This is a genomic window from Streptomyces antarcticus, assembly GCF_026627255.1.
Taxonomy (GTDB): Bacteria; Actinomycetota; Actinomycetes; order Streptomycetales; family Streptomycetaceae; genus Streptomyces; species Streptomyces antarcticus.
Window position 1 is genome coordinate 98,200 of the sequence record NZ_JAPNLM010000008.1, and the last position, 22,427, is coordinate 120,626.

At 72.2% G+C, this 22,427-nt stretch carries 19 protein-coding genes and 1 pseudogene; 9 read left to right on the forward strand and 11 right to left on the reverse strand.

Annotated elements, in window-relative coordinates; translation table 11 throughout:
- Positions 1-69: 69 nt before the first annotated feature.
- Positions 70-936 carry an SCO6745 family protein gene (locus tag OTB16_RS14695; protein WP_267720590.1) on the reverse strand — a complete coding sequence of 289 codons (867 nt, stop codon included), beginning with the start codon at positions 934-936 and terminating at the stop codon, positions 70-72.
- A 394-nt stretch (positions 937-1,330) separates the two neighbouring features.
- Here OTB16_RS14695 and OTB16_RS14700 point away from each other — a divergent pair, with 394 nt between their 5' ends.
- On the forward strand, positions 1,331-2,860 hold the full coding sequence (locus tag OTB16_RS14700; RefSeq protein WP_267720591.1) for a M1 family metallopeptidase: 1,530 nt from the start codon (positions 1,331-1,333) through the stop codon (positions 2,858-2,860).
- 6 nt (positions 2,861-2,866) lie between these two features.
- On the opposite strand, the gene OTB16_RS14705 is transcribed toward OTB16_RS14700, so the two are convergent.
- Positions 2,867-3,772, reverse strand: a complete 906-nt coding sequence (locus OTB16_RS14705) for an oxygenase MpaB family protein (protein WP_267720592.1) — start codon at positions 3,770-3,772, stop codon at positions 2,867-2,869.
- Between the two features lie 267 nt (positions 3,773-4,039).
- Between OTB16_RS14705 and sph the strand changes: the two genes are divergently transcribed.
- Complete coding sequence (sph, locus tag OTB16_RS14710) at positions 4,040-5,029, forward strand: sphingomyelin phosphodiesterase (protein ID WP_267720593.1); 990 nt, start codon at positions 4,040-4,042, stop codon at positions 5,027-5,029.
- An 86-nt stretch (positions 5,030-5,115) separates the two neighbouring features.
- Here sph and OTB16_RS14715 read toward each other — a convergent pair whose 3' ends face one another.
- Together OTB16_RS14715 and OTB16_RS14720 are read right to left on the reverse strand one after the other, a co-directional pair.
- Positions 5,116-5,430 (reverse strand): 4a-hydroxytetrahydrobiopterin dehydratase, encoded by a 315-nt coding sequence (locus OTB16_RS14715; RefSeq protein ID WP_267720594.1) that lies wholly within the window; start codon positions 5,428-5,430, stop codon positions 5,116-5,118.
- 1 nt (position 5,431) lies between these two features.
- Positions 5,432-6,391 (reverse strand): NsdA family TPR-like regulatory protein, encoded by a 960-nt coding sequence (locus OTB16_RS14720; protein ID WP_267720595.1) that lies wholly within the window; start codon positions 6,389-6,391, stop codon positions 5,432-5,434.
- Positions 6,392-6,837: 446 nt separating this feature from the next.
- Here OTB16_RS14720 and OTB16_RS14725 point away from each other — a divergent pair, with 446 nt between their 5' ends.
- Positions 6,838-7,077 (forward strand): hypothetical protein, encoded by a 240-nt coding sequence (locus tag OTB16_RS14725; protein ID WP_267720596.1) that lies wholly within the window; start codon positions 6,838-6,840, stop codon positions 7,075-7,077.
- Between the two features lie 287 nt (positions 7,078-7,364).
- Positions 7,365-7,844, forward strand: coding sequence for a glycine-rich domain-containing protein (locus tag OTB16_RS14730; protein WP_267720597.1), 480 nt, complete (start codon positions 7,365-7,367; stop codon positions 7,842-7,844).
- A 430-nt stretch (positions 7,845-8,274) separates the two neighbouring features.
- Here OTB16_RS14730 and OTB16_RS14735 read toward each other — a convergent pair whose 3' ends face one another.
- Positions 8,275-10,116: an AMP-dependent synthetase/ligase gene (locus OTB16_RS14735; RefSeq protein ID WP_267720598.1), complete on the reverse strand. Its 1,842-nt coding sequence runs from the start codon at positions 10,114-10,116 to the stop codon at positions 8,275-8,277.
- A gap of 85 nt (positions 10,117-10,201) precedes the next feature.
- On the opposite strand from OTB16_RS14735, the gene OTB16_RS14740 reads away from it, so the two are divergent.
- Both OTB16_RS14740 and OTB16_RS14745 read left to right on the forward strand, forming a co-directional pair.
- Complete coding sequence (locus OTB16_RS14740; protein WP_267720599.1) at positions 10,202-10,930, forward strand: MerR family transcriptional regulator; 729 nt, start codon at positions 10,202-10,204, stop codon at positions 10,928-10,930.
- A gap of 59 nt (positions 10,931-10,989) precedes the next feature.
- Positions 10,990-11,706, forward strand: a complete 717-nt coding sequence (locus OTB16_RS14745; RefSeq protein ID WP_267720600.1) for a maltokinase N-terminal cap-like domain-containing protein — start codon at positions 10,990-10,992, stop codon at positions 11,704-11,706.
- A gap of 73 nt (positions 11,707-11,779) precedes the next feature.
- On the opposite strand, the gene OTB16_RS14750 is transcribed toward OTB16_RS14745, so the two are convergent.
- The 5 genes and pseudogenes from OTB16_RS14750 to OTB16_RS14770 form a co-directional block, all read right to left on the reverse strand.
- Positions 11,780-13,951 carry a 3-hydroxyacyl-CoA dehydrogenase NAD-binding domain-containing protein gene (locus OTB16_RS14750; RefSeq protein WP_267720601.1) on the reverse strand — a complete coding sequence of 724 codons (2,172 nt, stop codon included), beginning with the start codon at positions 13,949-13,951 and terminating at the stop codon, positions 11,780-11,782.
- Between the two features lie 155 nt (positions 13,952-14,106).
- On the reverse strand, positions 14,107-15,321 hold the full coding sequence (locus OTB16_RS14755; protein WP_267720602.1) for an acetyl-CoA C-acetyltransferase: 1,215 nt from the start codon (positions 15,319-15,321) through the stop codon (positions 14,107-14,109).
- A 55-nt stretch (positions 15,322-15,376) separates the two neighbouring features.
- Positions 15,377-16,519: an acyl-CoA dehydrogenase family protein gene (locus OTB16_RS14760; protein ID WP_267720603.1), complete on the reverse strand. Its 1,143-nt coding sequence runs from the start codon at positions 16,517-16,519 to the stop codon at positions 15,377-15,379.
- Between the two features lie 11 nt (positions 16,520-16,530).
- Positions 16,531-16,788, reverse strand: a pseudogene (locus tag OTB16_RS14765) (LLM class flavin-dependent oxidoreductase); the annotation flags it as partial.
- A 29-nt stretch (positions 16,789-16,817) separates the two neighbouring features.
- Positions 16,818-18,038, reverse strand: a complete 1,221-nt coding sequence (locus tag OTB16_RS14770; protein WP_324290825.1) for a CaiB/BaiF CoA transferase family protein — start codon at positions 18,036-18,038, stop codon at positions 16,818-16,820.
- Between the two features lie 282 nt (positions 18,039-18,320).
- On the opposite strand from OTB16_RS14770, the gene OTB16_RS14775 reads away from it, so the two are divergent.
- Positions 18,321-19,982, forward strand: coding sequence for a hypothetical protein (locus tag OTB16_RS14775; RefSeq protein ID WP_267720604.1), 1,662 nt, complete (start codon positions 18,321-18,323; stop codon positions 19,980-19,982).
- A gap of 176 nt (positions 19,983-20,158) precedes the next feature.
- The gene (locus tag OTB16_RS14780) at positions 20,159-21,337 is read left to right on the forward strand and encodes a saccharopine dehydrogenase family protein (RefSeq protein WP_267720605.1); all 1,179 of its coding nucleotides are present in this window, start codon (positions 20,159-20,161) and stop codon (positions 21,335-21,337) included.
- Positions 21,338-21,398: 61 nt separating this feature from the next.
- On the opposite strand, the gene OTB16_RS14785 is transcribed toward OTB16_RS14780, so the two are convergent.
- Positions 21,399-22,076 (reverse strand): endonuclease V, encoded by a 678-nt coding sequence (locus OTB16_RS14785; protein ID WP_267720606.1) that lies wholly within the window; start codon positions 22,074-22,076, stop codon positions 21,399-21,401.
- Between the two features lie 26 nt (positions 22,077-22,102).
- Between OTB16_RS14785 and OTB16_RS14790 the strand changes: the two genes are divergently transcribed.
- The gene (locus tag OTB16_RS14790; protein ID WP_267720607.1) at positions 22,103-22,402 is read left to right on the forward strand and encodes a YciI family protein; all 300 of its coding nucleotides are present in this window, start codon (positions 22,103-22,105) and stop codon (positions 22,400-22,402) included.
- The last annotated feature ends 25 nt before the right edge of the window (positions 22,403-22,427 follow it).

A 22,427-nucleotide genomic window follows, 5' to 3' on the forward strand; every position in this document is an offset into this window, starting at 1 on the left:
GCCGCCGCAAGGGCGGGCAAGCCCGCCACACGGCGGCTCCGGAACCGGCGCGACCGGGAAAGGGACGGCCTAGCCGCGGAGGTCCGCCGGGAAGGCCCCGGCGGTGACGGCCTTCATCACGAGGCCGCCGCCGAGTTCCGCCAGGCGGGCCAGGCCGGCCGCGCCGAGGTGCTCGTACGGGGCGGCGTCCAGCCGGTCGGTCTCCGCCTCCAGCCGTTCGCGCAGCGCGGCGCCCTCCGCGGTGAGAGCGCCGTCGGCGTCGAGGACCCCGCGGCGGCGCAGCCGGTCGGTGGCGGCGTCCAGGTCGGACTGCTCCCAGCCGCGGATGGCCTTGAGCCACTTCGGGGCCATGCCCTTGCCGGTGGCGGTGTGGCTGACCAGGGCCTCCAGCGGGTCGAGGTCCGCCGCGAGCAGGGCGGCGAGGTGGCCGTCGCCGCGGTGCTCGCGCAGCAGGGTGGCGGCGTGCCACAGGCGCAGGTGGGGCTCCTGGGGCACGGGGAGGTCGGCGTGGGCGGAGTAGAGGGCGCGGCCGTGCCGGGTACAGGCCTCGGTGGCGCGCATCGCCAGGTCGGCGGCCTCGGCGAGCTCGGGCGACTCGACGGTCTCGGCGCCGAGGAGGCGGGTCAGGGTGGCGTCGGCGGCGCGCAGGCGTGCGGCCAGGGCCTCGGCGGGCGTGACGGTCTCCCAGACGGCCGGGAGGTGCCGGGCGACGAGGTCGTGGCGGTAGTTGTAGAACGCGGCGGTCACGGCGCCCGCTCCGACCGCTCCCATGGCGGCCGACCGGTGGGCCAGGTTGACGGCGACCGGGTCCTTGACCCCGAGGGCGGCGAACTCCCTGGTGATGTCCGGGGAGAAGTACACGGTGGAGTGAATCGGGTTGATCGCGCCGTGCCAGGCGTGCCGGGCGGCGAGCGGGGGAAGCGTCGAGACGGTCATGGCGGCCAGGTTACCGACTGCTCAGTATGTCGGGTACCCCGCCGGGGCAGGTGAGGCCGCCGGTGCCCGGGACACCCCGCGCGGGCGGTCGTTTCCGGCCGTTCTCCGGGCCGGGCCGGAGCCGAGCCGGAGCCGGACCGGCCCCGGTCCCGGACCGGTCCCCCGTCCCGGCCGCCGCTCCCCCGGGCCCGCCGCACCCGCGCCGACCCGCCACGTGGCCCGTACCACCGGGCAGCGCGGCCCGCCGCACCGGCTCGCCGGGCCCCGGCGTGACGGCCGAATGGCGATCGTGTGAATGCAGGGGCCATGGACATGACGTGGGACGGCAGGGGTGAATACGGTCGAACGACGAGACCTTGAACCGCACTGTCTCCCCTACCACTTGGAGCCCTTCGTGCACCGCAAAGTCATCGCCCCGAGCGTGCTCGCCGCTTCCCTCCTGCTGGTGATCCCGGCGTCGGCGGCGAGTTCCGGTCCGGGCGCACCGGGTATCGGCGATCCCTACTACCCGGCCAGCGGCAATGGCGGATACGACGTGTCGCACTACGACCTGCGCCTGCGGTACCAGCCGAAGACGGACCTCCTGGAGGGCACGGCCACCCTCCTGGCCACCACCAGGCAGGACCTCTCCCGTTTCAACCTCGACTTCGGCCTCAAGGTCAGCGAGATCCGGGTCAACGGCACGAAGGCGAAGTTCGCCACGTCCGGCGACCACGAGCTGGAGGTCACCCCGGCGAAGCCGCTGGCGCGCAACACCTCGGTCACCGTCGTCGTCAAGTACGCGGGAAAGCCCTCCGAGTTCAAGGTGGACGGCTGGTCGGCGTGGCAGCGCACGCCCGACGGCGGTGTGGCCGCGCAGGAGCCGGACTCGGCGGTCTGGTGGTTCCCGAGCAACGACCACCCCACGGACAAGGCCACCTTCGACGTGTCCGTCAACGTCCCCGACGGCACCCAGGCCATCAGCAACGGCGTGCTCCAGTCGCAGACCTCGCGGCTGGGCTGGACCCGGTTCAACTGGCGCTCCAACAAGCCGCAGGCCACGTACCTGGCCACCCTCGCGGTCGGCAAGTTCGACATCACCACCGACAAGACGGCGAGCGGTCTGCCGATCCTCAACGCCTACAGCAAGGACCTCGGCGACAACGCGGGCGCGGCGCGCGCCAGCGTGGAGCGCACCGGTGAGGTCGCGGAGTGGCTGGAGGGGGTCTTCGGGCCGTACCCCTTCAACGCGCTGGGCGGCTACGTGCCGAACGTGACCGCGGGCTTCGCCCTGGAGACGCAGACCCGGCCGTTCTACGGGCCGCGGCAGTTCCAGAACGGCGCGAACGTCTCGGTGGTCGTCCACGAGCTGGCCCACCAGTGGTACGGCGACAGCGTGTCCGTCGAGGGCTGGAAGGACATCTGGATCAACGAGGGCTTCGCCCGCTACAGCCAGTGGCTGTGGTCGGAGAAGGAGGGCGAGGGCACCGCGCAGGAGCTCGCCGACTGGGCGTACGCCACCCGCCCGGCCGAGGACCCGTTCTGGCAGGTCAAGCCGGGTGACCCGGGTCCGGAGAACCAGTTCCACGGCGCCGTCTACGACCGTGGCGCCATCGCCGTGCAGGCGCTGCGCAACGAGGTCGGTGACGAGACGTTCTTCCAGATCCTGAAGGGCTGGCCGACCGAGCGGGCGCACGGCAACGCCAAGGTCGGCGACTTCGTCCGGTACGCGGAGAAGATCTCGAAGAAGCCGCTGGCCCAGTTGTTCGAGACCTGGCTCTACACCCCGGGCAAGCCGGACGTCTCCGCCCTGAACCCGGCCGCCGCCAAGGCCGCGCAGTCCCCCTCGGCCCGCTCGCTCCCGGCCGCCCCGGCGGAGAGGGTGGAGCCGAAGTCCTGGAAGAAGATCGCGGAGACGAACACGGTCCACGACCACGGTCGCTGAGGTCCGTCAGCGGGCGGCGGCGTGCCATCGGGCCCGGGCCGCCCGCGCGACGGGCAGGTAGCGAAGCCGCTCGGGCAGGAGCGGTACGAGGATCCGCACGGCGGTGCTGAACCGCCGCAGGCGGCGTTCCTGGGCCGGGGTCCACTCCAGGCCGATCGCGGCGCGCGCGTCGGGCGGCATGTACCCGACGGTGACGAAGGCCCGCAGGCGCAGGAACGCCGTCCGCAGCACCGGCCAGGTGAGCCGCAGCAGCAGCCGTACGGGCAGCGGGCCGCCCTCGGGGCGGGGCAGCGGCACGTCGGTGGCGACCAGTTCGCGGGCGACCTTCGTCGGCTCGATCTCCTCGGCCAGCATGCGACGGTAGTAGACCCAGAACTCCTCGATGCCCTGCGGCATGTCCCGGTCGTGGAGGCCGAGGATGCGGCCCACCTGGAGCCACTCGCGGTAGAGCTGTCGCTCCTGGGCGGGGGTGAAGCGGCGCAGCAGGTAGCGGCCCGCGTACAGGTAGACCGGGAAGCCGCTGGCGTGCACCCAGGCGTAGCAGGCGGGGTCGAGGGAGTGGTAGCGCCGGCCCCGGGTGTCGGTGCCCTGGATCTCCTTGTGCAGGCGGCGGACCCGGCGCCCCTCCTCGGCGGCGTCCTGCCCGCCGTACACCCACAGCTGGACCGAGCGCAGCGAGCGCTCGCCGCGGCCCCAGGGGTCGGTACGGAAGACGGAGTGCTCGTCGACGCCGGCGCCGATGGCGGGGTGGGCGACCTGCATGGTGAAGGCGGCGGGGAGCATCAGCAGGGCGCGGACGTCGCCGGCGATGGTCCACAGCACACCGCCGGGAGGCGGCGGCTCGGGGTCGGCGCGGCGGTCGGCGGCCGTCCGGCCAGGCGATCCCTTCGCGGGGTGTTCCGTCGTACTCATGATCGCGTCCCCCAGGGTCTGGACCTCGCCGTCTTTCCAGTATGCCGGGGGTCGCGCGGCTTCTGCCGGGGCCCCCGTACTGCCGGGCCGGGGGGCCGCGCGTCCTTCACGCGGACCTCTGCGGAGGAGTGATCGGCTCCGGTCCCGCCGGCGCCCCCACGTCGTCGCGCTGTGGACAGAAAGTCTTGTCACGGGTGTTACCCCGAAGTAACCGTGGCTGCTTGGATGACGGAGCCGATCTTCCCCCGCAGGAATGATGGAGACCTCATGCTGCTCACCTCCCACCGCCGCCACCGGGCCGCCGCCGCGGCCGTCGCGGCGATAGCCGCCGGTGCGCTGGCCGCCACCACCGCGCCGGCCGCCACGGCCGCGGAGAGCGCCGCCGCCCCGCGGCTCAGCGTCCTGTCGTACAACGTGTTCCTGATGAGCAAGAGCCTCTACCCGAACTGGGGCCAGGACCACCGGGCTGCGGAGATCCCCAAGGCGGACTTCTACCAGGGCCACGACGTCGTCGTCCTCCAGGAGGCCTTCGACAACGCCGCCTCGGACGCGATCAAGGCCAACTCGGCCGCGCGCTACCCGTACCAGACCCCGGTCATCGGCCGCAGCAAGAGCGGCTGGGACGCCACCGGGGGCGCGTACTCCTCCACCACCCCGGAGGACGGCGGCGTCACGGTCCTGAGCAAGTGGCCCATCGTGCGCAAGGAGCAGGTGGTCTACAAGGACGCCTGCGGCGCCGACTGGTGGTCGAACAAGGGCTTCGCCTACGTCGTCCTGAACGTCAACGGCGCCAAGGTGCACGTGGTCGGCACGCACGCGCAGTCCACCGACCCCGGCTGCGGCGCGGGTGAGGCGGCGGAGATGCGCGCCCGCCAGTTCCGGTCGATCGACGCGTTCCTGGACGGGAAGAACATCCCGGCGAACGAGCAGGTCATCGTCGCCGGTGACCTGAACGTCGACTCGCACACCCCCGAGTACGCGTCCCTGCTCGCCAACGCCGACCTGGCCGGCTCCGACAGCCGCACCGGGCACCCGTACTCCTTCGACACCGCGCTGAACTCGATCGCGTCCTACCGCTACCCGACGGACCCGCGCGAGGACCTGGACTACGTCCTGTACCGCAAGGGCAACGCGCGCCCGGCGGGCTGGGAGAACAACGTGGTCAAGGAGCAGTCCGCGCCCTGGACCGTCTCCAGCTGGGGCACGTCCTACACCTACACCAACCTCTCCGACCACTACCCGCTGATCGGCCGCTGACCGCCCGCCCACAACGCCCGGCGCATCCTCCCGATACCCCTTCCGGCCCTTCGGGGAAGGAAGGGGGCTCACCCGTTCATCCAGGGTCAGTCGAGCGGAAGCGCCTGGTGCGCGGCGACGATCGCGTCGATGCGGTGCGCGAGGTCGAAGTCGGCCGCGGTGAGCCGGTGCCCGGCGTCGTGGGTCGTGATCGACGCGCGGAGGCTGTCAATGCGGAGGTCGAGGTCGGCGTGATGCTGGACCCGCCGGGACCGGTCGGCGATCGTCACGATCGCGGCCACCGCCGCGTGATACCGAATCGGATAGGTACGGGTGATCTCATCGCCCTTCCGTTCCCACCCCGGCAGCCCGGCCATGCCCTCCGCGACCTCCTCTTCGGACAGCACCGTCGGCACGCCCATGTCAGCTCCCCTCGTTCACCGACGCCAGGATCCCCGCGAGGTCCCGGCCTACCGGGGCATCGTGCCATGGCCGCATAGCCTTCTCCAGGATGCCCAGTTCGCGGCGCATGCGGGCGGATCCGGTCTCGACGGCGATCTCGACGGCCGCCCGCGCGATGTCGACGGCCTGCTCCGGCTCCCGGGCACCGGCAGCGGCGGTAGCGTGCCGGGCGAGGTACACGCCGCGATCCCGGCGGGCGGTCGCGGGCACCGCGTCAAGGACCTGCGACCACAGGGACTCCGCCTCACGCCCCAGGCCAAGCCGGCCGTAGCAGGTGGCGCGCTGCACTTCGAGGTAGCCGGGTGTCCGCCGGCAGGCGTTGCCCCAGGGCAGGTCGTCATCGACTCGGGAGATCAGGTCGTCGGCCACGTCGATGAGCCGGTCGACAGCGGTGCGGTCGCCGACGAGGCTGGCGCCGTGAGCCTGCTGTTGCATGGCCATCACCCTCACCTTGGGGAACAGCCGGTCGTCTACGAGAGCGGCCTCGCACAGGTCGATGACTCCGTACCCGTCGCCGAGGTCGGTGCGGACCTGCGCGAGGTTGACGAGGCTGTAGCCGAAGAGGTGCCGGTCCCGGGAGCGGGCCGCGATCTCCTGCGTTATCCCCCGCCAGAAGCTGGCCGCGCCCAGGTCGCCAGCGTCCTGGTAGAGCCAGCCGACGAGCGCGGCATACGCGGCGCCGACGCGGAGCAGCCCGCTGCGGGTCTCGCCTTGCGCGGAGCGGACAAGCTTGTCGATGAGCTGGTACTGCGCGGATACGGTACCGATGAGGTCGTGCGGCCCGAGCAGCATGTCGGCCCGGTAGTGCCCCTCCAACTGCTCCTGGAAGTAGCTGATCAGCGCGGGATCGACGTGTTGCGCGGCGGTGGGGCCGGGCACGAGCGCGGCCGCAGTGACGCTGACGAAGGTCGGGCGGTTCACGTCTGCCTCTTGGTGTGCCTCGGGTCGGATCCAGCCGACTGGCGGCTGGAACCCGAGCTCCTCAGGCCAGCGGCCGAGGGCATCGTGAAGGACGATCGCGGTGGCCTCCGGCGGCCAGCCGCGCTGACCCACGTCACCCTCCCAGCGACGCCAGGTTCTGGCCGCCACGTGAAAGTGCGGGTCGTCCAAAAGCCGCTGCCCATAGAGACTGACGGCTTCTGCTGCGCACTGCATTGAGCGCCACCCGGCCCTGAGCCGGGCTGCCCGAAGCGCGTCATTTCGGTGGCCAACCGCTCCAGTGTGAGGTGTCATCGCGTCTGCCTCCGGCCGTGGCCGGCACGTGGCCACCGATGGCCACGCGATGGCCTATCTGCCCATCTGTGTGTCCGGCCATCATCCATCTACGCGCACATGACGCGCTGAAGAACTGCGGTAGGAGACCCGAAATGACCAGCTCACGTGACGATGTGGAGGTCGACCGCCGCACGGGGGCCGCCTGCCGGGACGTTCCCGTCCCGGTCACCAGCCAGCTCTCGACGGAGCAGCTCAAGGGGGTCGCCTGCGTCGCCTGCGGGGGGCAGCTGTCCACTGACCGCCTACTCCGCGGGATCGCCTTGGTACACGACGGCCCGCACGCCCTGGACTACGACGTCTACTCCTGCCCGCCGGACGGCGGCATGGCATGACGACGCCTACGTACCCGACCGGCCGGTGGACTGCCCAATCCCGCCGATGTCGTGGCTGCGGCGCCGAGGCGCTCCCGATCGGCGGACCGGAGGGCGGGGCAACGCTGCACAAAGCGCGGTGTCCGTGGCGTCGGCCGGATGAGCCGGTCGAACGATGACCGACTGGCAGAAGCAAGCCCTGATCGTCACCGCCGTGTTCATCGCCGCCACAGCCCTCGCGCTCAACGCGATCGTGAACGGCACCTGAACTCCCACCCATCCGTCTCACCCGACAGGAGAGGTCCACCGTGGCAACGCCCACCGCTCTGCAGTCATCCGCCCGAGCGCTGCTGTCCGACGAGGGATTCGACCGCGTGGCGCACCTCGTACAGCGCGACAATGACGGCATCGACGAGGCCCTCGCCACCCGGATCGTAAACGAGGCCCTCAAGTTCGTGGCCGCCGCCGGACAGGCCACCGGGCGGCACCTGCGCCCGTCCAGGGTGGTGGACATCGGCTGGCACGCCCTGATCCTCCACACGGCCATGTACCGGGAGCTGTGCCGGCACACCGGGCGGTTCGTCGACCACAGGCCGGAAGGACCGGACACGCTGCGCCGGGCGGCCGACACGCTGGACCGGACCATGGAGGCGATCCGAGAGGCCGGGTACGAGCCGGACGCGTACCTGTGGGGGGCGCTCGCGGATACGGAGATGCACGGCGGCGACTGCATGCACAGCGAGTGCACGGAGGGCGGATCGGCATGCGCCGCTCCACCGGCCACCTGAGCACCCAGTCCCTTACAGTCGTTGACTACGAGCCGTGAGGAAGAGATTGCAGTGAGCGAAGAAACGGGCGAGGCCCGCTTGTGGGTAGATCCTCGATACCGCGATCTGGCAATGCGCTGGGATGGGCTCCGGGTGGACCGCCGACCTGGGAAGCGGCCCCGCCGCACCTGCCCGCACGGAGCCGGTGTCACTCTGATCGTGGACCCTGCGACGAGTGTACTTCGCAACGTCCAGTGCGGGGCCTGCAAGCCATCGCCGATCGCCTGAGCTGGTCCAACGGGTCGAGGGCGAACTCCGGATTGTCACGCAGTACGCCCATCGGCCGTCACCCGGCCTGACCCGGAGGGCGGGTGGGTAGCGATGTGTGTCGACATTCCACCGCCTTGGTCCGGCGGGCGGGCGGCCGCCCACCGGACCGGGGCCGTTCGGGTTACGGCGCCGGGGCGGGGTCCTCGTACAGCCCGTCGATCAGTGCGCCGTACTTCTCGCGGATCACCCGGCGGCGGAGCTTGAGGGAGGGGGTGAGCTCACCGCTCTCGGGCCCCCACTCCTCCGTCAGCAGGCGGTAGCGCTTGATCTGCTCGGTCCGGTTGAGCCGGGCGTTTGCCGCGGCCACCGCCCGGTCGACCTCCTCCCGTACGGCCGGGTGCGCGGCCAGGTCCGCGGGCGAGGCCGCCTCGATGCCCCGGGCGGCGGCCCAGGCGGGCGCCAGGTCGGGGTCCAGGACCAGCAGGGCGACGAGGTAGGAGCGGCCGTCGCCGTGGACCAGGGCCTGCCCGATCAGCGGGTGCTCCTTGACGGTGTTCTCCACCAGCGCCGGCGAGACGTTCTTGCCGTTCGAGGTGATGATCAGTTCCTTCTTGCGGTCGGTCAGCCAGAGGAACCCGTCCTCGTCGAGCCGGCCGATGTCTCCCGTGGGGAACCAGCCCTCCGCGTCGGCCGCGTCCTCCAGCGAGCCGTCGGGCCGCAGGTAGCCCCCGAAGACGGTCGCGCCGCGGGTGAGGATCTCCCCGTCCCCGGCGAGCCGCAGCTCCAGTCCCTCGATCGGCCGGCCCACCGAGCCGAGGCGGAACGCGTCCGGGCTGTTGACCGTACACACGCCGGAGGTCTCGGTGAGCCCCCAGGCGTCCATGATCGTGATGCCCCAGCCCGCCCAGAACCGGACCACGTCGATGGGCATCGGCGCCGTGGCGCTGGCCGTCCAGACCAGCCGGTCCATCCCCGCCAGGCCCAGCAGCGGGTCCAGCACCCGCTCCTTCGCCGCCGCGTACGAGGCTTCGAGCGCGGCCGGGACCCGTTCGCCGCGCTCCCGGTGGGCGGCGCGGGCGCGGGCCAGGTCGTTCGCGGCCTCGATGGCCGCCCGCTGGTCCTCGGGGAGCCGGGCGAGTACGGCCCGTACGGAGGCGGCCAGCTTCTCCCACACCCGGGGCACCCCGAAGAACTGCACCGGCCGCAGCTCGCGGACCGCGCCGGCCACGGCGGTGGGGTCCGCGCACAGCCGTACGTGCGCGGCGCGCAGCAGCGGCAGGTAGATGCCGAGGACCCGCTCGGCTATGTGCGCGAAGGGCAGGTAGCAGATGTGCTCGGCGTGCTCCGGCAGGTCCACGTGGCGGTCGAGGCGGATCGCCTGGAGCATCAGGTTGCGGTGGGTCAGCCGGACCCCCTTGGGGTCGCCGGTGGTCCCGGAGGTGTAGACGACGGTCAGCGGGTCCTCGGGGCGCGTCTCCTGCCAGGCCTTGTCGAAGGCGTCGGCGCGGTGCAGCCGGACGCCGGACGCGTACAGGGAGGCGTACGTGCCGTGCGGGCCGGCCTCGGCGGCCTCGGCGACCACCAGGCGCTCCAGGGGCACGTCGGCGTCGGACAGCAGCGGCTCCCACCGGGCGAGCTCGCGGGCGCCCTCGACGACGGCGAGCCTGGCCCCGCTGTGGCGGGCGATGTGGGCGATCTGCTCGGGCGCGGAGGTCCCGTACACGGTGACGGGCACGGCGCCGAGGTGGACGAGGGCGAGGTCGCTGAGCCAGTGCTCGGGGCGGTTGCCCATCATCAGCAGGACGTGTTCGCCGCGCCCGACTCCGAAGGCGGCGTACCCGGCGGCGAGGACGGCGACCTTGAGGCGGACCTCGGACCAGGTCAGGGTCGTCCACTCGGCGGCGTCGGGGCCCGTGCGCCACGAGAGCGCGGGGAGGGATCCGTGCGCGGCGGCGTTGCGGGCGAGCAGGGCGGGGACGGTGATCTCTTCGGGTCGTCCGGGCAGTCGCAGGTTCGTGGTCATGGGCAGCTCCTGGCCGTTTCACATCGTTGGTGCGACAGCAATACTGTTGAACCCAAGCTGTGGAGCAGAGAGCGAGGCGCAGACGATGGCCGACCAGGCACCCGAGCCGATGCTCACCGTGGACGAGCTGGCGGCCCGGGCGGGCGTCACCGTCCGCACCGTACGGTTCTACAGCACGCGCGGGCTTTTGCCCCCTCCCGTGATCGGGCCTCGTCGGGTGGGCCACTACGGCCCGGAGCACCTCTCGCGGCTCGCGCTGATCGAGGAGTTGCAGCACCAGGGCATGACCCTCTCCGCCATCGAGCGGTACCTCGACGCCCTGCCCGACGACCTGAGCGCGCACGACCTGGCCATCCACCGGGCGATGGTGGCAAGTTGGGCTCCGGACGCGGCCCGGGAGGCCTCGCGGGCGGAGCTGGAGAAGCGGGCCGGACGCAGCCTGTCGGACGCCGATCTGCGGCGGCTGACGGCGATGAACGTACTCGCCGTCTCGGGGGACGGGTTCCGGGTGGACGTGGGGCTGCTGCGGCTGGGGGTCGCGCTGCTCGACGTGCCGATCGCGCACGAGACGATCCTGGCGGCCCGGCGGGTGCTGGTGGAGCACACCAGGTCGGCGGCGCACGAGTTGACGGCGCTGTTCCGCGACGAGGTGTGGGGGCCCTTCACCGAAGGCGAGAGCGACCCCGAGCGGGTGGAGTCGATGAAGGCGCTGTCGGCGCACATGCAGCCGATGGTGGTGCAGGCCCTGGTCACGGCCTTCCAGCGGTCGCTGAGGGAGGAACTGCGGGCGGCGTTCGTCTCCGGAGAGGGCTGATCGTTCCTACGGCGGCGGCCGCCCGCCCGGGCCGGCGGGGCCGGGGTAGATTCACCGTCATGGCTGTCATCCACCGCACCACCATGACCCCGACCAAGCACGAACTCCTCGCCGCCTGGCTTCCCTTGCGCTCCTGGTACCAGGGAACCGGGGGGCCGGCGGAGCTCACCGCGGCGGAGCTCTCCGCGGCGGGCGGGTTCCGGATCGACGACCCGGAGGGCGAGGTGGGCATCGAGTTCATGGCCGTCACCGACGGGTCCGGCGGAACCCCGGTCGCCTACCTGGTGCCGCTCACCTACCGGGGCGCCCCGCTGGCCGGCGCCGAGGCGGGCCTGATCGGCACCAGCGAGCACGGCGTCCTGGGCACGCGCTGGATCTACGACGGGGCCCACGACCCGGTCCTCGTCGGGCAGTTGCTCGCCCTGCTGGCAGGCAAGACGGCGGCCCAGGCCCAGCGGGAGAGCAACGTCCCCGACCCGACCGTCGAGGCCCGCCCCGAGGGGCCGGGCGTACCCGCGGACCTGACCCGGCGGCCCGGCGGCGCGGCCGACACCGCCGACGCCACGGTCCTCGCGGTCGGCCCGGCCGGGCACCCCGACGCCGCCCCCCTGACGCTGAGCCTCACCCGGGTGCTGCGCCCCGGCCCCGCCGCCGGGGACGGCCTCCTCGGACAGGTACTGGCCCGGTGGACCGCCCCGGACGGCGCCGAGCTGCGCGGAGCCGTCGCCGTACTGCGGGACGCGGACGGCCCCGCCAGGGGCGACGGCGGCCGCTGACCGGCCGCATGTCCCGGGCCGGCCCGCGCACTCGGCCCGCGGACCGGCGCACTCGGTCCGCGGACCCGCGCACTCAGTCCGCGTACGTCTCGCCGCGCTCGGCCTTCGCCACCAGCGACGCGGGCGGGGCGAAGCGCTCGCCGTACGCCGCCTCCAGCTCGCGGGCGCGGGCCACGAAGCCCGCCAGGCCGCCCTCGTAGCCGTTGACGTACTGGAGCACGCCGCCCGTCCACGCCGGGAAGCCGATGCCCATGATGGAGCCGATGTTGGCGTCGGCGACCGAGGTCAGCACGCCCTCGTCGAGGCAGCGGACCGAGTCGAGCGCCTCCGAGAAGAGCATCCGCTCCTTCATGTCCTCGAAGGGGATCTCGTACCCGGGCTTGGTGAAGTGCTCGCGCAGGCCCGGCCAGATGCCGGCGCGCTTGCCCGCCTCGTCGTACGCGTAGAAGCCGCCGCCGCCGCTGCGGCCGGGCCGCCCGAACTCGTCGACCATCCGGTCGATGACGGTGTCCGCCGGGTGCTCGGCCCAGGTGCGCCCCTCGGCCTCGAAGGCCTTGCGGGTCTCGTTGCGGATCTTGCGCGGCAGGGTGAGCGTCAGCTCGTCCATCAGCGACAGCACCTTGGCCGGGTAGCCGGCCTGCGCCGCGGCCTGCTCGACGGAGGCGGGCTCGATGCCCTCGCCGACCATCGCCACGCCCTCGTTGATGAACTGGCCGATCACGCGCGAGGTGAAGAAGCCGCGCGAGTCGTTGACGACGATCGGGGTCTTGTTGATCTGGCGCACCAGGTCGAAGGCGCGGGCGATGGCCTCGTCGCCGGTCTGCTCCCCCTTGATGATCTCGACCAGCGGCATCTTGTCCACGGGCGAGAAGAAGTGCAGCCCGATGAAGTCCGCGGGCCGCTTCACGCCCTCCGCGAGCCCTGAGATCGGCAGGGTGGAGGTGTTGGAGCACAGCAGCGCGTCGGGCGCGATGACGTCCTGGATCTCCTGGAACACCTTGTGCTTGAGGGAGGTGTCCTCGAAGACCGCCTCGATGACGGCGTCGCAGCCGGCCAGGTCGGCGGCGTCGGCGGTCGCTGTGATCCGGCCGAGCAGCTCCGCGCGCTGGGCCTCGGTCGTGCGGCCGCGCGAGAGGGCCTTGTCGAGCAGCTTCTCGGAGTACGCCTTGCCCTTGGCGGCCGCCTCGGCGGTGACGTCCTTGAGGACCACCTCGATCCCGGCCCGGGCGCAGGAGTACGCGATGCCCGCGCCCATCATGCCCGCGCCGAGGACGGCGACCTTGCGGACCGGGCGCGGCTCGACGCCCCGGGGGCGGCTGCGGCCGGCGTTGACGGCCTGGAGGTCGAAGAAGAACGCCTGGATCATGTTCTTGGCGGTCTGCCCGGTGACCAGCTCGGTGAAGTAGCGGGCCTCGATGGTCAGCGCGGTCTCGAAGTCCACCTGGGAGCCCTCGACGGCGCAGGCCAGGATGTTGCGCGGGGCCGGGTACGGGGCTCCGTTCAGCTGCTTCTTGAGGTTGGCCGGGAAGGCCGGCAGGTTCGCGGCGAACCGGGGGCTGGACGGCGTGCCGCCCGGGATCCGGTAGCCCGGTACGTCCCACGGCTGCTTCGACTCGGGGTTCGCGTCGATGAAGGCGCGGGCTTTGTCGAGCATCTCCTCGCGCGTGGCGGCCAGTTCATGGACCAGGCCGTTCTCCAGAGCGCGCTTCGGGTTGTACTGGGTCCCCTGCAGCAGCACCTTGAGCAGCGCGTCGGCGATGCCCATCAGGCGCACGGTGCGGGTGACGCCGCCGCCGGCCGGCAGGAGGCCGAGGGTGACCTCGGGCAGGCCGATCTTGGAGCCGGGGGCGTCGAGGGCGACACGGTGGTGGGAGGCGAGGGCGATCTCGTAACCGCCGCCCAGGGCTGCGCCGTTGATGGCGGCGACGACGGGCTTGCCCAGGGTCTCGATGCGGCGCAGCGAGGCCTTGATGGCGGTGCCGGTGTCGAAGGCCAGCTGCGCGTGCTCGGCGCCCAGCCGGATCATGTCCTTGAGGTCGCCGCCCGCGAAGAAGGTCTTCTTGGCGGAGGTGTAGATGATGCCGCGGATGGAGTCCTTCTCGGCCTCGGCGCGGTCGGCGATCGCTGCGATGGAGTCCTTGAAGGCCTGGTTCATCGTGTTGGCGGACTGGTCGGGGTCGTCGAGGATCAGGGTGACGACGCCGGTCTCGTCCTGTTCCCAGCGGATGGTTCGGGTCTCGGTCATGGGTGGGTCTCTCCGTGGAAGTCTCGTTCGGCGGGGCCGGGCGGAAGGGGCCGGGGGCGGCCCGGGCGCTACGCGGGGGTCGGGCGTTCGCCGCGAGGGCGTTCGCTACGGGGGCGTTCGCTACGAGCGGGTCGGGCGTTCGCCGCGCCGCACGGCTACAGGCGTTCGACGATGGTGGCGACGCCCATGCCGCCGCCGACGCACAGGGTGACGAGCCCGTAGCGCTTGTCCTGGCGCTCCAGTTCGTCGATGACGGTTCCCAGGATCATCGCGCCGGTGGCACCGAGCGGGTGGCCGAGCGCGATGGCGCCGCCGTTCACGTTGACCTTGTCCAGCGAGACGCCCATGTCCTTGACGAAGCGGAGCACGACGCCCGCGAAGGCCTCGTTGATCTCGATCAGGTCGATGTCGTCGATGGTCAGGCCGGCCTTCGCCAGGGCCTTGCGGGTGGCCGGGGCGGGGCCGGTGAGCATGATGGTCGGCTCGGAGCCGGAGACCGCCGCCGAGACGATCCGGGCGCGCGGCCGCAGGCCGCCCCGCTCCCCCGCCTCGCGGGAGCCGATCGCGACGAGCGAGGCGCCGTCGACGATGCCGGAGGAGTTGCCCGCGTGGTGGACGTGGTCGATCTTCTCGACCCAGTGGTACTTCTGCAGGGCGACGGCGTCGAACCCGCCGAGGTCGCCGATGTCCGCGAAGGACGGCTTCAGGCGGGCGAGGGTGTCCGCCGTGGTGCCGGGGCGGATGAACTCGTCGTGGTCCAGGACGACCAGGCCGTTGCGGTCGGTCACCGGGACGACGGACCCGGCGAACCGGCCGTCCTTGACGGCCGCGGCGGCGCGCTCCTGGGAGAGGGCCGCGTACTCGTCGACGTCGCGCCGGGAGAAGCCCTCGATGGTGGCGATCAGGTCGGCGCCGATGCCCTGGGGCACGAAGCCGGTGTCCCAGTTCGTCATCGGGTCGGCGAACCAGGCTCCGCCGTCGGAGGCCATCGGCACGCGGGACATGGACTCCACGCCGCCGGCGAGGACCAGGTCCTCCCAGCCCGAGCGGACCTTCGCGGCGGCCATGTTGACGGCTTCCAGGCCGGAGGCGCAGAAGCGGTTCTCCTGGACGCCCGCGACGGTGTCCGGGAGCCCGGCCGCGATGGCGGCGATCCGGGCGATGTCGGAGCCCTGGTCGCCGACCGGGCCGACGACGCCGAGCACGATGTCGTCGATGGTGGCGGGGTCCAGTCCGGGGTTGCGCTCGCGCAGGGCGTGGATGAGGCCGACGACCAGGTCGATCGGCTTGGTGCCGTGCAGGGCGCCGTTGGCCTTGCCGCGCCCGCGCGGGGTGCGGATCGCGTCGTATACGTAAGCTTCGGTGCTCACTGGTCAAGCCTTTCGCAGGGTGCTGGGGGGAGGCCGGGAAGGTCGGTGGGGCGGGTCAGCCCAGGAGGGAACGGCCGATGATCTCCTTCATGATCTCGGTCGTGCCGCCGTAGATGGTCTGGATGCGGCCGTCGACGAAGGCGCGCGCCACCCGGTACTCGGTCATGTAGCCGTATCCGCCGTGGAGTTGGAGGCAGCGGTCGGCGACCCGCTTCTGGAGCTCGGTCGCCCACCACTTGGCCATGGAGGCGTGGACGTGGTCGAGTTCGCCCGCGGTGTGGTCGGCAATGCACCGGTCGAGGAAGGTACGGGTGACGGCGCACTCGGTGGCCATCTCCGCGATCTCGAACCGGATGTGCTGGAGCTTGGCGAGCGGCCGCCCGAAGGCCTCGCGCTCCTTCACGTACCGCGTGGTGATCTCCAGCAGGTGTTCGGAGGCGGCGATGGCGGCCATCGCGATGCCCATCCGCTCCTGCGCGAGGTTGGTCATCAGGTGGACGAAGGCGCCGTTCAGCTCCCCGAGCAGGTTCTCCTTCGGCACGCGCACGTCGTGGAAGAACAGCTCGGCGGTGTCCTGGGCCTTCTGTCCGATCTTGTCGAGGTTGCGGCCGCGCTCGAAGCCCTCGGCGCCGCGCTCGACGACGAGCAGCGACAGGCCGTGCGCCCCGCCGTCGGGCGTGGTCTTGGCGACCACGATGACCAGGTCGGCGAGGATGCCGTTGGAGATGAAGGTCTTCGAACCGTTCAGCACCCAGTGGTCGCCGCGGTCCTCGGCCGTCGTACGGATCGCCTGGAGGTCGGAGCCGGCGCCCGGTTCGGTCATCGCTATGGCCGTGATGGTCTCGCCGGAGCAGAAGCCGGGCAGCCAGCGGCGCTTCTGCTCCTCGGTGGCCAGCGAGGTCAGGTACGGGCCGATGATGTCGTTGTGCAGCCCGATGGCGAGCCCGGGGGCGCCCGCCCGGGTGAACTCCTCGGCGATCACGGCCGCGTACCGGAAGTCGGGGTTGCCGCCGCCCCCGTACTCCTCCGGGACGGCCAGGCCCAGCAGCCCCTGGCGGCCGGCGGCGCGCCACGCCTCCCGGCTGACGATGCCGTCCTTCTCCCACTGCTCGTAGTGCGGCAGCACCTCCTTGGCGAGGAAGGTGCGGACGGTCTCGCGGAACGCCTCGTGGTCGGCGTCGAAGATCTGGCGCTGCATGGGTCGGCTCCTTAAAGCCAGTTCCTGACGGTTTCGATCAGCCGGGCCGGCTCGGGGCCGACCGGCGTGACGTTGAGCATGGTGACGCCCGCCTCGCGGAAGGCCTCGACGCGCTCGCGGACGTACCCCTCGGGCCCGCAGAGCGTCATCAGTTCACAGAACTCGTCCGGTACGGCGGCCGCGGCGTCGCGCGTGCGCCCGGCGAGGTAGAGCTCCTGGATCTTCCGGGCCGCTTCGCCGTACCCGTAGGCGACGGCGAGGTCGTTGTAGCCCGCGTGGAGCGTCATGGACAGCTCCATCAGCCCTCCTCCCCCGGCTCCCGCTCGGCGGACTGCTGCGCGGAGGGCTGCAGCTCCTCGGCCTTCGCCGCCTCCACCGCGTCCGCATCCGCATCCGCATCCGCCTCCAGCAGCGCCGGCACGCCCCAGTCGGCGGCCACCGACTCGGTGTGCGCACCCGGGCGGGCCGGGCCGCTCGTCACGGACGCCGGGGTCGCCGAGAACCGCGGCGCGGGTGCGGGCTGGACGATCCCGCCGAAGTCGGTGAAGGTGCCGCGGGCCGCGAGGTGCGGGTGGTCCGGCGCCTCTCGCAGCGAAAGCACGGGCGCGACGCAGGCGTCGGTCCCCTCGAAGAACGCCGTCCACTCGGCGCGCGTACGGGTCCGGAAGCGCTCGGCGACGGCCTCGCGGAGCTCGCCCCACCGGGCGAGGTCCTTGCGGGCGGGGGCCCGGTCGGCGATGCCGAGCAGCTCGGTGAAGGTGTCGTAGAACTGCTGCTCCAGCGCGCCGACCGCCATGTACTGCCCGTCGGAGGTCTCGTAGGTGCCGTAGAAGGGGCAGCCGCCGTCGAGGAGGTTGGCCCCGCGCCGGTCCTGCCAGCCACCGGCCGCCATCATGCCGTGGATCATCGCGGTGAGGTGGGCGGTGCCGTCCACGATGGCCGCGTCGACGACCTGGCCGGCGCCGGTGGCACGCGCGTGCTGGAGGGCGGCGAGGACACCGATGACCAGGTAGAGCGAGCCGCCCGCGTAGTCCCCGACCAGGTTGGCGGGGACGGCCGGGGGCCCGTCCGGCTCGCCGATCATGCCCAGCGCCCCGGTCACGGCGATGTAGGCGATGTCGTGCCCGGCGGTGTGGGCCAGCGGGCCGTCCTGGCCCCAGCCGGTCATCCGGCCGTAGACCAGCCGCGGGTTGCGCGCGTGGCAGTCGGCCGGGCCGACGCCGAGCCGCTCGGCGACCCCCGGGCGGAAGCCCTCGACGAGCACGTCGGCCCGCTCGACGAGGTCCAGGACGCGGGCCGGGCCCCCGGCAGACTTGAGGTCGAGCAGGACGGAACGCTTGTTGCGGTTGGTGACGTCGTACGCGGGATTGACCGCGAGCCCGCCCCCGCCGGGCCGGTCCACCCGTACGACGTCCGCCCCCAGGTCGGCGAGGAGCATCGCGGCGAACGGGCCCGGGCCGATGCCCGCCAGTTCGACGACGCGCACCCCGGAGAGCGGACCGTTCCCTGTCACTGCCATCGGGCCCCCAGCGTCTCTGGTCTGCGACTGTGTGACACAACTGATGTAACACCAGTGATGCTAGGAACGTGCCGCCCTCCGCACAAGCCCTTGGGCGAGCAAGCGCTTAGCAGTCTGTCCCGATCAGGGCGGATAGGGGCGGTGGACCGCGCCTGCCTCCGCCAAACTGGATGCCCTACCCCCCTGATCAAGCCACGTGCGGCTATGTACTCTGAGCCTGGTTTCAAACCTGATCAAGTTCAAAAAACGAAAATAGGGGGGCCGGTGCGCAATCGCCGACTCATGCTTTCCGCCGCCGTCATCGCGGCCGGTGTAGGTCTCATACCAGGTCTGGCCCACGCGGCCGACCCGGTCCAGCCCACCAAGTCCAGCAAGCCGGACGCCCACGGGGTCGACAGCACGCCCGACCTCACCGAGGTCGGACAGCAGAAGTTCAGCAGCCCGGCCGAGCGCACGGTCCAGTTCGCGCCGAAGGTCGACGCCAAGAGCACGGCCGCTCCGCAGGCCCAGGACGCCGTCGCCGCCGCCGACCCGACGGTCGGGCTCAGCGGCTGGGGCACCAGCGCGCGCGGCGTCCACATCGACGCCACGGTCACGAACCCGGACTCGACGCTGCTCAGCCTGAGCGTCGAATGGGGCGACGGCAGCACCGACCAGTTCAACGTCTACGGCAACGAGACCGTGCCGCTGCAGCACTCCTACAAGGACATCGGCTACTACACGGCCAAGGTCACCCTGTCCGACAACTCGGGCGCCCGGGCCGTCAACACGATGGACCTGTGGACCCTGGGCTCCGACTTCACCCCGCACACCCCGACCCGCCTGCTCGACACCCGCGACGGCACGGGCGCACCGCGGGCCAAGGTCGCCGGTTTCGGCACCGTCAAGGTGAAGATCGAGGGCAATGCCAAGATCCCGGCCGGCGTCACGGCCGTGGTCCTCAACGTCACCGTCACCAACGCCACCAGCTCGGGCCACATCACCGCGTACGGCTCGGGCGACGACCGCCCGACCTCGTCGAACGTGAACTACAACGCCGGCCAGACCGTCCCGAACCTGGTGATCGTGCCGGTCGGCGAAGACGGTTACGTCGACCTGTACAACCGCAGTGGCGGCACGGTCGACTTGATCGCCGACGTCACCGGCTACTTCACCCACACCACGTCCAGCGGCTACACCCCGCTGGCCCCCTCCCGTCTCGTCGACACCCGCTCCGGGCTCGGCACGCAGAGGGGGCAGGTGCCCGGGGCCGGCACGTTCAACGTCCAGATCGCCGGCCGCAACAACGTTCCTGCCTCCGGCGTGACCGCGGTCGCGCTGAACGTGACCATCACCGAGCCCAAGAGCGACGGCCACCTGAGCGTGTTCCCGAGCGGGCAGCAGGCCACGACGTCCAACCTGAACTTCAGCGCCGGCCAGACCATCGCCAACGCGGTGATCGTCCCCGTCGGCCAGGACGGCAAGATCAGCGTGCGCAACGGCGCCTGGGGCGCGACCGACGTCATCGTCGACGTCGTCGGCTTCTACAGCCCGGCCGGCGAGGGCGCCTACCGTCCGGTCCAGCCCGAGCGCCTGCTCGACACCCGCGGCGACGACAACTGGGACTCCGGCCCGCTCGACGACTTCGGCTACGCCTACATCCCGCTGGGCCACAACCGTTCCCACGAGACCAGCTGGGTCCTGAACACCACCGTCACCGACACGAAGGCCAACGGCTTCCTCGGCGTCGTGCCGGACCCGAACACGGTGTACGCGTACGACAACGACTTCGCGTCGTGGCCGCCCGCGCCCACCTCGTCCACCCTGAACTGGACGCCGGGCAAGACCGTCCCGAACTTGGTCCAGGCGACCGGCGGCCCCGACGGCATCGTCGACTTCTTCAACCAGAGCTACGGCACCACCCACCTGATCGTCGACATCTTCGGCTACTACGACAAGAGCTGACCACCAGCCAGCTCTGCACCCCGTGCCCCGGGGACGGCCGCTCCGGCCGTCCCCGGGGCACGGCCCTGTACGGACCGCCCGCCCGGACCTCCCCCACGGACCTCCGGCGCGGGCACGCTAGCCTCGGCGGGCGACAGCGGCCAGAGGACGCGATGACGGACGAAGGAGTTCGCGCGATGGACCAGGAACGTAACTACGACGTGGTGCTCTACGGCGCCACGGGCTTCGTCGGAGCGCTGACCGCCGAGTACCTCGCCGCGCACGCGCCCGCGGGCTGCCGCTGGGCCCTGGCCGGCCGGAACCCGGCGAAACTGGAGCTGCTGCGCGAGCGGCTCGCCGCCATCGACCCGGCGTGCGCGAACCTTCCGCTCCTCAGGGCGGACGCGGACGACGGGGACGCCCTGCGCGAACTGGCCGCCTCCACGCGGGTGCTGGCCACGACCGTGGGCCCGTACATCTGGTACGGAGCCGAACTCGTCGCCGCCTGCGCCGAGTCCGGGACCGACTACGTGGACCTCACCGGCGAGCCGGAGTTCGTGGACCGGATGTACGTCGAGCACGACGCACGGGCCCGGGAGACCGGCGCCCGGCTCGTCCACGCCTGCGGCTTCGACTCGATCCCGGCCGACCTGGGGGCGTACTTCACGGTCGGACAGCTGCCCGCGGGCGTCCCGCTGCGCGTCGACGGGTTCCTGAGGTCCAACGCCTTCTTCTCCGGCGGCACCCTGACGTCGGCGCTGACCGCGCTCAGCCGCGGCCCGCAGACCCTCGCGGCCGCGCGCGCCCGGCGCCTGCACGAGCCCCGGCGGTTCGACCGCCGGGCCCGCGGGCCGGTGGGAACGCCCCGGTACAGCCGGGAGACCGGCACGTGGGCGCTTCCGCTGCCCACGCTGGACCCCGCGATCGTGGCCCGCTCGGCCGCCGCCCTGGAGCGGTACGGGCCCGACTTCCGCTACCGGCACTACGCCTCCGTCAAGCACCTGCCCGTCGCGGTGGGCGGTACGGCGGCGATCGGCGCGACGGTGGCCCTGGCCCAGGTCCCGCCGGCCCGGCGCTGGCTGATGAACCGCTGGGAGCCGGGCCGCGGACCGGACGCCGAGCGGCGGGCGCGCAGCTGGTTCACGGTGCGCTTCGTGGGCGAGGGGGGCGGGCGGCGCGTGTTCACCGAGGTCTCGGGCGGCGACCCGGGGTACGGCGAGACCGCGAAGATGCTGGCCGAGTCCGCGCTCTGCCTGGCGTACGACACCCTCCCCGACGCCGCCGGACAGCTGACGACCGCGGTGGCGATGGGCGACGCGCTGATCCCCCGCCTCCGGAAGGCCGGGATCACCTTCCGGGTGGCGGACGCCCGCTGAGGCACGCGGGCCCGCTGACTCCCCGACACCCTGCGGGCCGGGCGGCCCGGGGCCGCGCGCCTCAGGAGGCTTCCTTCAGCGCCCGGCGGCACAGGGAGTCGGCGTGCCGGGTGGTCTCGGGGATCCGGAAGCGGGGGCTCAGGGCCAGGGCGTGCGCGCAGGCGTTCTCCAGCGAAACTCGGTGGCCCACGGAGACGTACACCGGCTTGATCCCGTCCTGGGTCCGCAGCGCCCGGCCGACCTCGGCGCCGTCGGCCGCGAGCAGCGGGGCGGCGTCGCCCCGCCGGGCGCCCGGCTCCTCGTACGTGAAGGTGAACGGGTTCTTCGCGACCCCGATGGCCGGCAGCCCGGTGACCACTCCGAGGTGGCAGGCCAGGCCGAAGCCGCGGGGGTGGGCCAGCCCGTAGCCGTCGCAGACGACGAGGCCGGGCACGGTGGTGAGCGCGTCCAGGGCGGCCAGTACGGTCGGCAGCTCGCGGAAGGCGAGCAGCCCGGGCACGTACGGGAAGCTGACCCGCCCGACGGCGGTGGTCTCCTCGACCACCTCGAGGGTGGCCGCGTCGAGCACCACGGCCGCGGCGGCGACCAGGTCCCGGTCGTCGTCGTAGGCGACGTCCACTCCGGCGACGAGTCCGAGTCCGGGCGGCGGGCCGAGCTCGGTGAGCACGACCTGATGGCGTAGTTCGTCCTGTATCGCCCGGGCCTCGGCCTCGTCGGCGGGGGTCTTCACACTTGTCATGATGGGGCGAGAGTAGCCTGGCGATCATGTTCGTCATGGAGCTCACCTACACCGCGCCCGTCGAAGCCGTCGAGGACGAGATGGACGCCCACATCGCCTGGCTGGACGGCCATTACGCCGCGGGCATCTTCCTCGCGTCGGGCCGCAAGGTCCCGCGCGACGGGGGGATCATCCTGGCCGGCGGGGTCTCCCGCGGGGAGATCGAGAAGATCGCGGCCGAGGACCCCTTCGTCGTGGCGGACGTCTGCGCGTACCGCATCACGGAGTTCATCGCGACGAAGACCTCGGCGGACCTGTCGACGGTACGCGAGAACCCGGCGGTGTAGGGGGCGGGGGTAAGGGGGCGGGTCG

What these genes read in the sequence shown, in the direction of transcription:
- OTB16_RS14695 (WP_267720590.1), bottom strand. Translation starts at nt 936, where the DNA reads ATGACCGTCTCGACGCTTCCCCCGCTCGCCGCCCGGCACGCCTGGCAC.
- OTB16_RS14705 (WP_267720592.1), bottom strand. Translation starts at nt 3,772, where the DNA reads ATGAGTACGACGGAACACCCCGCGAAGGGATCGCCTGGCCGGACGGCC.
- sph (WP_267720593.1), top strand. Translation starts at nt 4,040, where the DNA reads ATGCTGCTCACCTCCCACCGCCGCCACCGGGCCGCCGCCGCGGCCGTC.
- OTB16_RS14715 (WP_267720594.1), bottom strand. Translation starts at nt 5,430, where the DNA reads ATGGGCGTGCCGACGGTGCTGTCCGAAGAGGAGGTCGCGGAGGGCATG.
- OTB16_RS14725 (WP_267720596.1), top strand. Translation starts at nt 6,838, where the DNA reads ATGACCAGCTCACGTGACGATGTGGAGGTCGACCGCCGCACGGGGGCC.
- OTB16_RS14735 (WP_267720598.1), bottom strand. Translation starts at nt 10,116, where the DNA reads ATGACCACGAACCTGCGACTGCCCGGACGACCCGAAGAGATCACCGTC.
- OTB16_RS14740 (WP_267720599.1), top strand. Translation starts at nt 10,202, where the DNA reads ATGGCCGACCAGGCACCCGAGCCGATGCTCACCGTGGACGAGCTGGCG.
- OTB16_RS14745 (WP_267720600.1), top strand. Translation starts at nt 10,990, where the DNA reads ATGGCTGTCATCCACCGCACCACCATGACCCCGACCAAGCACGAACTC.
- OTB16_RS14750 (WP_267720601.1), bottom strand. Translation starts at nt 13,951, where the DNA reads ATGACCGAGACCCGAACCATCCGCTGGGAACAGGACGAGACCGGCGTC.
- OTB16_RS14760 (WP_267720603.1), bottom strand. Translation starts at nt 16,519, where the DNA reads ATGCAGCGCCAGATCTTCGACGCCGACCACGAGGCGTTCCGCGAGACC.
- OTB16_RS14770 (WP_324290825.1), bottom strand. Translation starts at nt 18,038, where the DNA reads ATGGCAGTGACAGGGAACGGTCCGCTCTCCGGGGTGCGCGTCGTCGAA.
- OTB16_RS14775 (WP_267720604.1), top strand. Translation starts at nt 18,321, where the DNA reads ATGCTTTCCGCCGCCGTCATCGCGGCCGGTGTAGGTCTCATACCAGGT.
- OTB16_RS14780 (WP_267720605.1), top strand. Translation starts at nt 20,159, where the DNA reads ATGGACCAGGAACGTAACTACGACGTGGTGCTCTACGGCGCCACGGGC.
- OTB16_RS14785 (WP_267720606.1), bottom strand. Translation starts at nt 22,076, where the DNA reads ATGACAAGTGTGAAGACCCCCGCCGACGAGGCCGAGGCCCGGGCGATA.
- OTB16_RS14790 (WP_267720607.1), top strand. Translation starts at nt 22,103, where the DNA reads ATGTTCGTCATGGAGCTCACCTACACCGCGCCCGTCGAAGCCGTCGAG.